Raw genomic sequence first — 12452 nt, 5'->3', positions numbered from 1 at the left:
CTCCCTTATTATGCTTTTACAAGAAATAGCGGTTGTCCATATTCAACAAGCTGACCGTTATTCACAAGGATTTCAACGATTTCTCCATTTACTTCTGCTTCAATTTCATTAAAGAGTTTCATTGCCTCTACAATACAAACAATTTTCCCTTCTGATACGCGATCTCCTACATTTACATATGCAGGCGTATCTGGTGATGGAGATCCATAGAACGTTCCAACCATTGGAGAAGTAATCTTTTGTAAGTTTTCCTCTTGTACTGCTGGTTTTTCCTCTTGTTTTGGCGTTTCAGCTTGAGCTGGCGCAGCAACCACTTCTGTTGCTATAGCTTGTACAGGTTTCTGCGCTGCAGGAGCAGATTGCACAGCAACTACTTCATTGCCACGCTTTTTCATCTTAATTGTAGTACCATCTTTTTTGTATTCAAATTCATCAATATTAGAATCATCAATCAACTTAATCAATTCACGAACTTCCTGAATTTTAAACATGTAAAATCCACTCCTATATACTTGTTTGTCATGCTGCAACAGCTCAGCTGCTTCTACAAACCATCAGTCATAAACGCCACTGATGAAAGTTTCACTAAATCCTGCTATAACAGCCAATAATAAATTACTTCACATACTCTTAATAAAAAAATACTATGAAGTTTCATACTATATCCATCTTACGATAAATATTTTCAACATTCCAATTTATTTTTCTTTATGATAAATAAAATCTTCTGTGAAAATAACAGTATGGTATATTTTATCACCTAGTAATAATACCAAGTTTCACTCAAAATTGGCAAGACCACTTCTGAAAAAACAACGTATCCTTCCTTATTATGTAAGTTTATATATTTTTTACTAAATATTCAAAGTTTATTTACCTCCTCTTCATATCCCCTTCATATAAAAGAAGTATCGTCAAAGTAGAATCATATACAGTGACGTGTGGAAACGTGAACATTTGGCTTATTCTCTTTCTACCAACTGTTATTATTTGGGATGTAGCTCTCGCTATTCAAATGAAATGCGGACAAAGTAATCACCTTCATCAAGAACCGATGATTTTTTGCTCACAACGAATTTCTCCTATAAAGTGAAACTTCCATCAGTGGGGGGGTTCTTCATCTCCCACTGATGGTTAGTTGAACCAATCGGGCTTTTACGGACAGTTATCCCCCGCCTATCTTCTTCGCTTGTCTCTGAATCTTGAGGTGGGGGTCTTACTGTCCGTTAATGCGGGATAAAAGGAAAAAAAACTGAACTACGATTGCTAGACTAACTTCTAGTAAACAAAAAAAGCTATCGAAAAATCGATAGCTTTTTACTTTGCTATTTCAAATCGAACATCTGCCATTAAGCCCGTTTCACTTTTTACAAGCTGCATAATTTTATTTGCTTCTTTTGCAGAGAGCTTCGCTGCTTGCACTGTTACTTTAATGTCATTTCCATCTGCACGTACAAGTGCGTCTTTATAGCCACCTTCTGTTTTAATTAATGTTTCTAATAACGTTTCTTTGGCTGCTAAATCACTTAATGCATTAAATTCATCTTTTGCTTTACTTCTCTCTTCAGCAGAAGCGTTTGTTGAGTTCATTACATCTTGCAATTTTTCTTTCATTTCACTGCGCTGATCCTCCATTTTTAAACGTAGTGCTGTGAAACTATCATCACTAGCAGAATGACTAGATACATTCCCTTCTTTTTTACTTGTTTCTTTTTCAGATCCTTGCTTCTCTTTCGTTACTTCTTCAAGAGATGTTGTAACAACCTTACTTTTATTATCTGGCGTCATTACATAATATACCGAAAGAACAACAACTAAACTTAACATCGTTAATAACCAAACTGTTTGTTTTTTTAGCACTTTATTTCCTCCCTAATTCTTTTTTGGCAAGACAGATACACGGTGGCTTGGGACATCAAGCATACGAGTAACAGCCTCTCTCACCATTTGTTTTACTTGTATATTATCCACTCCTTTTGCAACAACAAGAACACCGCGAACTTTCGGTTTCTCTGTTTTGAGTACAATAGGAGTTTCTTTATCCCCTTCACGTATAATTACCGTTTTATCATCAGTAGACTCATCTTCAACTTTTCGTGTTCCACCTTCTTTATCTGTTTCATCTGTGCTTTGCGATCGCTTCACCGTATTTTTGTCGAGTATTTTTTCTTCAGATGAATCAAGATTGACTGTAATTGATACATCTCTTACACCTGTAATACTTTCTAGCGCTTCTTTTAATTGTTGTTCATATTCTTTTTCATATTTGTCAATGATAGATTTGTTATCACTGCCTTTTTGTCCAAACGTCGGGACATCTTTTACTTGCTCTTGTCCTGTTTGCGATTTGAGAACTGGCACTTCTGGTTTTTTCGCTTGAAATAGATTGCCAGAAAACATAAGGAGCATACCAAGTATGAGTAAAATGATTAAAAACTTTGATGTTATTTTTTTCTCTTTCTCATCTTTTTCATTTCCTTTAAAAAGATTACGAAGAAATTGAAATTTGTTATTCATTTGCTTCTCCTGTCCCCCCTTCCATCTGAACTTTAATTTTGTTCTCTTCTAATTGCCATTTGGTTGAGAAGAATTGTTTCATTTCGGCTGTGTTTTGTTCTGATGTCTTTCGAGGTTCCTTCGAATTAATTTCTACCTTTTGAATTGTTTCAATAGCTCCTTCTCGATTGCGTTCCTTTTGTTGAAGCGTTACAACAACAGACTGAATATCTTGCTGAGACTTCACTTCCTTTTTCTCTTCTGGTACTTTTATCTGCAAACTCATAACGGCCATGCCATATTGCTCTTCCAGTTCTTTCCCAACTTGTTTTTTCATTTGGACAGCCATCTGTTCTAAAATATATGCACGTTGTGAAGCTTGTATTTCTTTTTTCTTTGTATCAATTTGATTTTCTATTAATCCGTTTGCCACATACTTATCTTGACTAACGTTTGCAATTACATCTTGAACGTCTGTTTGTAGCAATTTAAATAAGGGCGTTAAGATTAAAACAACTAGAAGCAAACTAACAACAAATTTGACATACTTTTGTAAATTTGAATTAGGAAGTAACATATGAAGCATCGTCGCTAATAGTAGAAACACAATAATATTCCGAATCCACTCTACTACAAATTGCAACCTGATCACCCCCTAACGCATCATTAACGTAATATTTCCAGCTGCGATAATAATAGTGATACTTAAAAAAAACATAAACGATACAATAGCCAAACAAGCAAACACGTATATAATGCTTCTCCCGATAATATCCAGGCATTGGATAATCGTTCCTCCACCAACAGGTTGCAACACCGCTGCTGCAAACTTATAAATGAAAGCAATGCAAAAAATTTGAATAGCAGGAAAAGCAACGATAAGTAATAAAATAACCATCCCAACAATTCCAATTGTATTTTTTAATAATGCAGATGCACTAAGTACTGTATCTGCCGCTTCGGTAAACATTCGCCCCACAACTGGAATAAAGTTTCCTGTTACAAATTTTGCTGTTTTAACAGCAATGCCATCCGCAACTGCTGTTGCCGTTCCTTGTACAGAGAGCACCCCGAGAAAGATTGTTAAGAAAATCCCAATGATGCTAACGCTAACATTTTGCAGCAGCTTGGACAATTTTGTAACTTTATATTGATCACTCATTGTACTTACAATACTTAAAATCGTTGCAAGCAGAAGAAGCGGTAAAACAATGAAATTCATGAGCATCCCGCTCGTATTCATAAGAAAAACAATAATTGGATGAAAGAAGGAAACAGATACAACACCGCCTCCAGTAGCAATGAGTGCCAACAAAATAGGGAGGAGCGCTAAAATAAAATCTATCATTGTTTGAATGGTGTCTCTTGCATATGTCATTACAACGTAAAAACTATTTAAAGCAAAAACGATAAGTACCATATATACAACAGCATCTGCTATTTTCCCAATACTGCTTTTTTCAAAAGCAGATTGAAGCGATTGAAGAAGTGCACTAAAAATAGTAAGCATAATCAGTGTCCCAAGTAGCTTTCCATTAGCCAGTAATTCATGAAATAAATATTTTAGTAATCCTATCATCCACTCTTTAATTGAAAAAATTTTTTCTCCTTTTACAAACTCCATAAAACTTCCCTTTTGGCTTTCCGGCAAATATCCCCCGTACTTTACAACAAGGTCATCCCAATATTTCTTTACATCTTCTATTCCAAGCTTTCCTAGCTGTTCATCCACAACATTTTGTTCTAAGGGAGAAGCTTGTACAATAATTGGTAAAGAAAAAAAGAGGAAAAAAGCAAACAAAAGCTTTATTCCAAACGATCGCACGATTCATCCCTCCTTTATCCGGTTGGCAAAAAACCGAGAATTGTTTCAATTACAACCGTTAATATTGGAATCGCCATCACTAAAATTAAAATTTTCCCTGCTAATTCGATTTTTGAAGCAATCGCTCCTTGTCCTGCATCTTTCGTAATTTGTGCGCCAAATTCTGCAATATAAGCAATTCCAATAATTTTCAGCAGCGTTTCCACATACACATTGCTCACTTTCGCTTCATTTGCAATACGTTCAATCATCGTTAAAATGGAGTGAATTTGATCGATTACAAGTAAAAACATAACGCTACTGACAAATACAACAAACAATGAAGTTATACTCGATTTATGCTGATTCAATACTGCCGCCAAAAAAGTCGCCACAAGCCCAAGTCCTACAATTTGTAATATTTCGATTCGAATCGCCCCCCTTTACTGAAAGAGAAAGACGCTTTTAATCTTGTCAAACAAATTGTTAATTAAAAACGCAACCTGGAATAAAATAACAACAAAACCAACGAGAATAACCCAATTGGCAATATCTTCTCGCTTTAGTTCTTTCAGCACAGTATGAATGAAAGCTAAAATAATACCAATACCTGCAATTTGAAAGATTAATCCAACATCGATCGACATTACCATTCCCCCTTACAACAATAAAATAACGATAAGTAATCCTGCTAATACCCCTAAACTTTTCAGCATTTTTTCGTACTGGATTTGCATTTCCTTTGCTTCGCCTTCTTCTCTCTCTAGATGTGTAATACATAAACGAATATGCTTTTGCTGTGATTCGCGATCGTGTTGTCCTAACGTTTCTCCAAATTGCTGTAAAATTTCATATTCTGTTTGCTTCAGTGCTGTGAGTTTCCAATTTTCTTGTAAGCTATCCATCCATGCTTCCCGCACAGTTTGCTCTCCCATTTGTAATCGCTCATGGAAGCTATGAAAAAACCAGTTCAAAGGCTTTGGCATTTGTTTCACAAGGCGTGCAGCTGCCTCAGATAACGGAGTATGTCCATACATAATTTCCGCTTCTAACGATTGCAGGGCAGCCTTTAACAATCGCAGTTGACGAGGGCGCTCACTATATTTTTTCGCATGTGAAAAACCAAAAAACGTTGATACCGCAACAATAAGTGCAGCGCCAAAGAATTTAATCATACGCTCAGCACCTTCTCACCTCGGCGCATTGGCCTTCCGTTACCATCTTTCATGTTCATAATAGTTCCTGGTCCTTTTATTTTTGAAAGTTCAATAAAACGTTCAAACACGCCCAGCTCTATGATTTTTCGCAGCGAAGGTCGTTTCAGTATGTCTTCGTATCCAAATCCATGTGCACTAATAAACAATTGAACACCAGCATGAACAGCTTCCATAATCGCTTCGCTATCCTCTTGCCGGCCAATTTCGTCAACGATTAATATATCGGGACTCATGGAACGAATCATCATCATCATACCTTCTGCTTTTGGGCATGCATCTAGCACATCTAATCTTGTTCCAAACTCATATTGCGGAACACCTTTCACACATCCAGCAATTTCTGATCTTTCATCTACGATACCAACTTTACAAGAAGGAACATGTTGCCCTGGAACACCGGCACTCATACAGCGCGCTACATCACGCAATAATGTTGTTTTCCCTGTTTGCGGCGGACCAATAATCATCGTATTTAGCCAACGCTTCTCGTATAAATACGGTAAGAGAGGCTCGGCAATCCCCATTTTCTGCCGAGCAATTCGAATATTAAATGACGCCACATCTCGAATCATTTTCACTGCACTCTTTTCCATAATTACCTTTCCTGCTAAGCCAACCCGGTGCCCCCCACGCAGCGTGACATACCCTCGCTTCAGCTCTTCTTCCATCGTATAAAGTGAATATTGACTCAATTTATTCAGTAAATATGCCGCGTCTTCTACCGTCACGATATAGTTATAAAAATGCGCTTCCCCGCGCGCAATACATTCAAGCGGCCGACCAATCCGAATCCGTATTTCTTCTAATGTGTCATATTCTTTGCAGTCTTGTATAAAACGTTCGATTTGCTTTGGCAACATCTCTAATACTTCTTTCATAGCTCTCTCCCCATCACATCGCTATTTCAGTACTGCAATAAAAATACAACTAATCCCAAGCACCAGAAAAAATAGTTTCAAAAATGAAATTTCGTTCGTAACACTCGCAATTCCAACTGACATCGTCACAATTAAAACAGTCGGTCCAACAAATGCAAGCATGCCATTTACGAACAATGCTTTTTTTACATCATTGAAATACAACATAAGCAAAGCGGCGAAAATCTCCATGCTTCCCGAGAAGAGCCTAAGAAGCGCCATCACGAGCACAGACGTTTCAAATGCCGCTAGCCACTGTTTCATCCTCTCACCTTCTCTCGTTATCCTTACACCGTTCTAACAGCATACATATATCCTGCTGAAACAAGATGAAAGAGTACGTTTGTACAACCATATGCAAGGGTTGTCTATTTCAGAAGTAGAAAAGTAATTTTTTAATTATCAAACGTAAATAAATAGAATTTTCTGTTAATTTATGGTATACTGAAAAAAAAAGGGAGAAAAGTATGAAAGTTTCTAAAATTATTCTTACTATCTCAGTAGAAGTAGTTGCTATTTTCTTATTTACAAAACTTATTGATTGGTCATTTATAGAAATTTTCTTTTTAGGGAGTTTAGCCATTTTCAGTATCACTTGGCTATTGCTTTTAAATATGAATCGCAACGCCAATATGGAGCGTGCTATCACAAAAAGCTGGACAGGAGTTGATACCGGGGAAGTAACACCTTTTCAAGTTCGTATGAATCCCTATATGATTGGAACCCTCCTTCTGCTTACGATTAGTCTTATTATTACCGTCATTTACTACATACCTTATTTCACATAAAGTGAAACTTCCGTCAGTGGGGGTTTTATTCATCCCCACTGACGGTTAGTTGAACCAATCGGGCTTTTACGGGCAGTTATCCCCCACCTATCTTCTTTGCTTCTCTCTGAATCTTGAGGTGGGGGTCTTACTGCCCGTTAATGCGGGATAAAAAGAGGCACTCATGGATGACCCACGAGTGCCTCTTTCAATTACGCACGAGAAACGTATTTTGATTCTCCTGTGTTGATAATAAGCATTTCACCTTCATTAATGAAGATTGGTACTTGTACAACTAGACCAGTTTCTAATGTAGCTGGTTTTGTTACGTTAGAAGCTGTGTCACCTTTAATACCTGGTTCTGTTTCAGCAACTTTTAACTCAACAGTGTTTGGAAGTTCCACACCAAGTACTTCGCCTTGATATGTCATGATTGATACTTCCATGTTTTCTTTCAAGAATTTTAATTCGTGCTCGATTTGCTTGTCAGCAAGTTCGATTTGCTCGTATGTTCCATTATCCATGAATACATGCGCTTCACCGCTTGCATATAAATATTGCATACGACGGTTTTCGATATGTGCTTTTTCTACTTTTTCACCAGCACGGAATGTTTTTTCTTGAACAGAACCTGTACGAAGGTTACGTAGTTTAGAACGAACGAACGCTGCACCTTTACCTGGTTTTACGTGTTGGAAATCTATAACCTGCCATAGGCTATTGTCCACCGCAATTGTTAAACCTGTACGAAAATCGTTTACTGAAATCATGCAAAAAATCCTCCTGTGTATTACAAAATAATGAGTTCTTTCGGAGATTTAGTTAACACTTCATTACCTTCAGCTGTTACTATAATATCATCCTCAATACGAACTCCGCCTACATTTGGAATATAAATTCCAGGTTCTACAGTCACAACCATTCCTGGCTCAAGTACCGTTTCAGAGCGGAATGCCAAACTTGGTCCCTCATGAATTTCAAGACCAATTCCATGACCTGTAGAATGCCCAAAATACTCACCGTATCCTTTTTCAGTTATGTAGTCACGTGTTAACGCATCAGCTTCACGGCCAGTTAAACCAACTTTAATGCCGTTTACACCGCGCAGCTGCGCTTCTAATACGATATTATAAATTTCCTTTAATTTGTCGGACGGCTCACCTACTGCAATTGTACGAGTAATATCAGAGCAATATCCTTTATAGTAAGCACCGAAGTCTAATGTAACAAAATCTCCATTTTCTATCAATTTTTCAGATGCCACGCCGTGCGGCAATGCTGAACGAAGTCCCGAAGCAACAATAATATCAAACGAAGAAGAAGTTGCTCCTTGCTTTCTCATGAAAAATTCAAGTTCATTTGACACTTCAATCTCAGATACTCCCGGGCGAATAAATGATAGAATATGTTCAAAGGCAGCATCTGCAATCTGTGCAGCTTCCTTTAATATCTTAATCTCTGAATCAGTCTTAATCAAGCGTAACTTTTCCACAATACCAGAAGTTGCAACAAATTCTGCATCAACTTCTTCTTTATATGCCGCATAAGAGCTGTATGTAAGGGTATCTTGCTCAAAACCAAGCTTTTGGATTCCTAGGTCTTTTACTTGTTTTGCAACTTCTTCAATAATCGGACCTGTATGTTGCACGATCTCATAGCCAACCGTTTGTTTTTGCGCTTGTTCAACGTAGCGAAAATCTGTAATGAACAAAGCGCGTTCATTTGAAATTAATACAACTCCTGCCGTTCCTGTAAAGTTTGTCATATATCTACGGCTATGTTGATTCGTTAATAAAATGCCATCAATACCAGCTTCTCCAAATGCACTTCTTAATTTTGTAAGTTTCTCCATTGATTATGCCTCCCCGATTTTCTCCAATAATGCAAGTAACGCTAAGTGATAGCCGTACAAACCAAATCCCACAATTTGTCCTGCTGTGACCGGTGCCGTAACAGATACATGACGAAACGATTCGCGCTGATGAATATTTGAAATATGCACCTCAACAACAGGAATCGAAACGCTCGCAATCGCATCACGAATTGCATAGCTATAATGCGTAAATGCTCCTGGATTTAGAATAATTCCTTTATATGTACCCTCAGCCTCATGAATGATATCAATAATGGCACCTTCATGATTGGATTGGAAACACTCTAGCTCCACTCCCAAATTTTCTGCTTGTTGTTTCATATCTGTTTCTAGCGATGCTAATGTTCCCGTACCATATACATTAACCTCTCTCACACCGAGGCGGTTTAAATTAGGCCCGTTAACGAGGAGCAATTTATTCATATACCTAACTCCTTAATAAAAAAAATGTCTATATAACATTTTACCATACCTCTCACTTATTTGAATAGTTTGTCTTTTCCTCATTCCCTATCCCTTTTTCGTTATTCACCTCAAACGAAACAGAGTATGCAATAAAAACACCATATAAAATAAAAATACATGCTGTCGTTACAATTGTTGCCCTAGGCATTTCTAACGCACTTCTTATGACAGGTGCAACAGATCCAATTACAAAAAATAATATTCCCCACCAAATAAGACCATATATAATGCCTGGAATCACGCCTTCAAACTTACTCAAAGCTACCTTATATACAAACGCCACAACAATTGAAAGAATCCCCATACACACAATTGCCGCTACGTTTCCCCATACACCTTCTTTCCAATTTCCAAGTGCAAACGGGAGCAACAAATAATTTGGACCCGCATCAGTAAAGGAAAAAATATGGAGAAAGTACCAAACAGCTCCCCAAAACAAACCTCCAAACACACCAATTTGGGCTATTTTTTTCGTGACAGATTGTTCTTGTTTCACATCCACACCTCCGCCTACTAGTATGTCCGAAACTTGTTTAAAGCATGTTTAAATACTGCAGAATTTGTCTATAAAAAGAATAGGAAATGTCTGACTAACCTGCTGATTTTTCTTGTCAGAAGTACACTTTTGTCGATAAAATAAAGGAAACTGTAGTGTTGTCATACAATATAATGACAACACCTAGAGTCGCTACCTCTTTTCTGATAAGAGAGAACAAATACAGGTTGGTGTTGACATGACAGAGAAGACAAAACAAATCTACGGCGGTCAAGCAGTAGTAGAAGGAGTTATGTTTGGCGGTAGAGAATATACTGTTACAGCGATTCGTCGCAAAGATAAATCTATCGAATTTTATCGATTACCTCGTGCTCGTAATAAAGTGTTATCGATGTTTAAAAAGATTCCATTTTTACGCGGCATCGCGGCAATTATTGATGCAAGTGCAAACGGGGCAAAGCATTTAAACTTCGCTTCAGAACGCTTTGATGTACATCCTGCAGATGATGAACAATTCGTACCAAAAAAAGAAGAACAATCGAAGCTAACGATGATACTTAGCGTTGCAGCAGTCGGGGTCTTATCCTTTATCTTTGGAAAAGTGATTTTCACTGCGGTTCCTGCACTTTTAGCAGAACTGACAAGACCCGTTTTCCCATCTCATGCTGGGCAAATCATTGTCGAAAGTATCATTAAGCTTGTATTATTACTTAGCTACATTTACTTTGTTTCATTGACTCCACTTATTAAACGTGTATTTCAATATCACGGGGCGGAACATAAAGTAATTAATGCTTATGAGAATAATCTTCCATTGACAGTAGAAAACGTACAAAAACAAACTCGTCTCCATTATCGTTGCGGTAGTAGCTTCATTTTATTTACTGTTATTATTGGGATGTTTGTATATTTTCTCGTTCCAACAGATCCTCTTTGGATTCGTCTTATGAATCGTATTTTGCTCATTCCTGTAGTGCTTGGTATTTCATTTGAAGTACTGCAATTTACAAACAGCTTACGAAGCGTTCCAGTACTCCGCGCATTAGGATATCCCGGTCTATGGCTTCAGCTGTTAACAACGAAAGAACCAACAGATGATCAAGTTGAAGTAGCAATTGCATCTTTTGAAGAACTATTGCGTCTAGAAGAGAGACAACAATAACTTTTTCATATTATTATTCAACTCCTTCGCCTTTCGTTAATAAACTAATTAAAATATCTTTCTTTTTAGGAGGTGTTCCTTATGAAGGCTCGCTCATTTACGTTCGCTCTATTTGTTGTAATTGTTGGGTTAGCAGTATTTGGCCTTGTATCATTCACAATTGAAAATCCAATGGGAGTTGTAAAAAACATTGCAATAGCGCTCATTGTTATCGGTGTCTTTTATTTACTTTATAAGATGCTTACGAGTTCAAGCGGTTCAGCTAATAACTCACACTCTTCCTACAAACGTGCTGCGAAACAATCGAACCGAAAATATGGAAAACAAAATGTAACACCCCTAAGTAAAAATTTGTTAAAGAAAAATGCTTCCGATGCTAAAGGAAAAAAAGGAAATACTTCCTTCCTAAAACGAAAACGAAAGCAATCTCACTTAACAGTTATTGAAGGAAAAAAAGGCAAAAAGAAAGACCGCGCTTCCTTTTAGAGAAGCGTGGTCTTTTTTACTTTTGCTTAATAAATTCAATAACCTCTGCTAAATTCTTATCTTTCATAGAGTTTAAACGTAAATGATGCGCTTCAAAAGACAAGGATTTCGTCACCTCATTTGGCACAATTACACATTTTAACCCGGCTGCAACTGCAGCCCTTGCTCCATTTACGGAATCTTCAAAAGCAATTACTTCAGAAGGATGTACGCCAAGTTCATTAACAGCACTCACGTATAGTGCTGGGTCCGGTTTTACTTGTAATACATCTTCTTTCGTTTTAATAACCTCAAAATATTTTTGTAATCCCAATTCCTTCAAAAAATTCGTCACCCATTTCCTTGAGGAACTAGAGGCCAAACCAATTTTCAAATTGAGTTTCTTTGCTTCTTCTAAATACTCGTTTACCCCTTCACGAGCCACAGGTAATTTCATTTTTTCACGATGCAATATTTCTACTTTTTCTTCTATATGCCCTTTATTCCATTTTTCTTTTAACTCACCTTGCAAAAATGTATGTAACACTTCATCTGTCGTTCCAATACATTTTGCAAACTCTTCAAGTGGCAATTCTCCTCCGTATTCACGTACAATTTCCTGATATGCTGCAAACCATACCGTTTCTGTATCTACAATGAGTCCATCAAAGTCAAACACAATCGCTTTCAACATATTCTCTCCCTACTCGTGTAATCAACATATATATTCTACGCTGTGCACCAATCTCCCTTTTTTACAAACAAAAAAGGAAACTGACCCTCAGTTCCC

The 12452-nt window shown here is 37.3% G+C and carries 19 protein-coding genes; 4 read left to right on the top strand and 15 right to left on the bottom strand.

The annotated features are described in order from the left end of the window. Positions 1-8: 8 nt before the first annotated feature. A complete protein-coding gene (accB, locus tag LRP84_RS15875) occupies positions 9-491 on the bottom strand; it encodes an acetyl-CoA carboxylase biotin carboxyl carrier protein (protein WP_230575966.1) in 483 nt (160 codons plus the stop codon). 458 nt (positions 492-949) lie between these two features. On the opposite strand from accB, the gene LRP84_RS15870 reads away from it, so the two are divergent. After that, a complete protein-coding gene (locus LRP84_RS15870; protein WP_230575965.1) occupies positions 950-1093 on the top strand; it encodes a DNA recombination protein RecO in 144 nt (47 codons plus the stop codon). Between the two features lie 224 nt (positions 1094-1317). Here the strand turns inward: LRP84_RS15870 and LRP84_RS15865 are convergent, their stop codons facing one another. Genes LRP84_RS15865 through LRP84_RS15825 form a run of 9 tightly spaced genes read right to left on the bottom strand, consistent with a single transcriptional unit; the run spans position 1318 to position 6698 of the window. Beyond that, the gene (locus tag LRP84_RS15865; protein ID WP_230575964.1) at positions 1318-1860 is read right to left on the bottom strand and encodes a SpoIIIAH-like family protein; all 543 of its coding nucleotides are present in this window, start codon (positions 1858-1860) and stop codon (positions 1318-1320) included. Between the two features lie 12 nt (positions 1861-1872). Beyond that, complete coding sequence (gene spoIIIAG, locus LRP84_RS15860; RefSeq protein WP_230575963.1) at positions 1873-2517, bottom strand: stage III sporulation protein AG; 645 nt, start codon at positions 2515-2517, stop codon at positions 1873-1875. After that, positions 2510-3139, bottom strand: a complete 630-nt coding sequence (spoIIIAF, locus tag LRP84_RS15855; RefSeq protein ID WP_230575962.1) for a stage III sporulation protein AF — start codon at positions 3137-3139, stop codon at positions 2510-2512. The genes spoIIIAG and spoIIIAF overlap by 8 nt, the downstream gene beginning before the upstream one ends. 12 nt (positions 3140-3151) lie before the next feature. Then, a complete protein-coding gene (gene spoIIIAE, locus LRP84_RS15850) occupies positions 3152-4324 on the bottom strand; it encodes a stage III sporulation protein AE (protein ID WP_230575994.1) in 1173 nt (390 codons plus the stop codon). 11 nt (positions 4325-4335) lie between these two features. Beyond that, the gene (spoIIIAD, locus tag LRP84_RS15845) at positions 4336-4734 is read right to left on the bottom strand and encodes a stage III sporulation protein AD (RefSeq protein WP_230575993.1); all 399 of its coding nucleotides are present in this window, start codon (positions 4732-4734) and stop codon (positions 4336-4338) included. A 9-nt stretch (positions 4735-4743) separates the two neighbouring features. Continuing rightward, positions 4744-4947, bottom strand: coding sequence for a stage III sporulation protein AC (gene spoIIIAC / locus LRP84_RS15840; RefSeq protein ID WP_020061584.1), 204 nt, complete (start codon positions 4945-4947; stop codon positions 4744-4746). A gap of 12 nt (positions 4948-4959) precedes the next feature. Then, a complete protein-coding gene (gene spoIIIAB / locus LRP84_RS15835; protein ID WP_230575961.1) occupies positions 4960-5475 on the bottom strand; it encodes a stage III sporulation protein SpoIIIAB in 516 nt (171 codons plus the stop codon). Beyond that, complete coding sequence (gene spoIIIAA / locus LRP84_RS15830; protein WP_230575960.1) at positions 5472-6395, bottom strand: stage III sporulation protein AA; 924 nt, start codon at positions 6393-6395, stop codon at positions 5472-5474. The genes spoIIIAB and spoIIIAA overlap by 4 nt, the downstream gene beginning before the upstream one ends. Positions 6396-6416: 21 nt before the next feature. Next, positions 6417-6698 (bottom strand): YqhV family protein, encoded by a 282-nt coding sequence (locus LRP84_RS15825; protein WP_154712110.1) that lies wholly within the window; start codon positions 6696-6698, stop codon positions 6417-6419. Positions 6699-6901: 203 nt separating this feature from the next. Here LRP84_RS15825 and LRP84_RS15820 point away from each other — a divergent pair, with 203 nt between their 5' ends. Then, positions 6902-7222, top strand: coding sequence for a hypothetical protein (locus LRP84_RS15820; RefSeq protein ID WP_230575959.1), 321 nt, complete (start codon positions 6902-6904; stop codon positions 7220-7222). Positions 7223-7413: 191 nt separating this feature from the next. On the opposite strand, the gene efp is transcribed toward LRP84_RS15820, so the two are convergent. Genes efp through LRP84_RS15800 form a run of 4 tightly spaced genes read right to left on the bottom strand, consistent with a single transcriptional unit; the run spans position 7414 to position 10035 of the window. Then, the gene (gene efp / locus LRP84_RS15815; protein WP_230575958.1) at positions 7414-7971 is read right to left on the bottom strand and encodes an elongation factor P; all 558 of its coding nucleotides are present in this window, start codon (positions 7969-7971) and stop codon (positions 7414-7416) included. Positions 7972-7991: 20 nt separating this feature from the next. Then, positions 7992-9053, bottom strand: a complete 1062-nt coding sequence (gene pepQ / locus LRP84_RS15810) for a Xaa-Pro dipeptidase (RefSeq protein ID WP_230575957.1) — start codon at positions 9051-9053, stop codon at positions 7992-7994. 3 nt (positions 9054-9056) lie between these two features. Then, positions 9057-9497, bottom strand: a complete 441-nt coding sequence (gene aroQ / locus LRP84_RS15805; RefSeq protein ID WP_230575956.1) for a type II 3-dehydroquinate dehydratase — start codon at positions 9495-9497, stop codon at positions 9057-9059. Between the two features lie 52 nt (positions 9498-9549). Then, positions 9550-10035, bottom strand: coding sequence for a YqhR family membrane protein (locus tag LRP84_RS15800; RefSeq protein ID WP_230575955.1), 486 nt, complete (start codon positions 10033-10035; stop codon positions 9550-9552). 238 nt (positions 10036-10273) lie between these two features. On the opposite strand from LRP84_RS15800, the gene LRP84_RS15795 reads away from it, so the two are divergent. Together LRP84_RS15795 and LRP84_RS15790 are read left to right on the top strand one after the other, a co-directional pair. Continuing rightward, a complete protein-coding gene (locus tag LRP84_RS15795; RefSeq protein ID WP_230575954.1) occupies positions 10274-11197 on the top strand; it encodes a DUF1385 domain-containing protein in 924 nt (307 codons plus the stop codon). Positions 11198-11278: 81 nt separating this feature from the next. After that, positions 11279-11683: an SA1362 family protein gene (locus LRP84_RS15790; protein ID WP_230575953.1), complete on the top strand. Its 405-nt coding sequence runs from the start codon at positions 11279-11281 to the stop codon at positions 11681-11683. Positions 11684-11699: 16 nt separating this feature from the next. Here the strand turns inward: LRP84_RS15790 and LRP84_RS15785 are convergent, their stop codons facing one another. Beyond that, positions 11700-12356: an HAD family hydrolase gene (locus tag LRP84_RS15785; RefSeq protein WP_230575952.1), complete on the bottom strand. Its 657-nt coding sequence runs from the start codon at positions 12354-12356 to the stop codon at positions 11700-11702. Between the last annotated feature and the right edge of the window lie 96 nt (positions 12357-12452).

The organism is Bacillus rhizoplanae, assembly GCF_917563915.1.
GTDB lineage: Bacteria > Bacillota > Bacilli > Bacillales > Bacillaceae_G > Bacillus_A > Bacillus_A rhizoplanae.
This window is presented reverse-complemented; position numbering and strand designations above follow the sequence as displayed.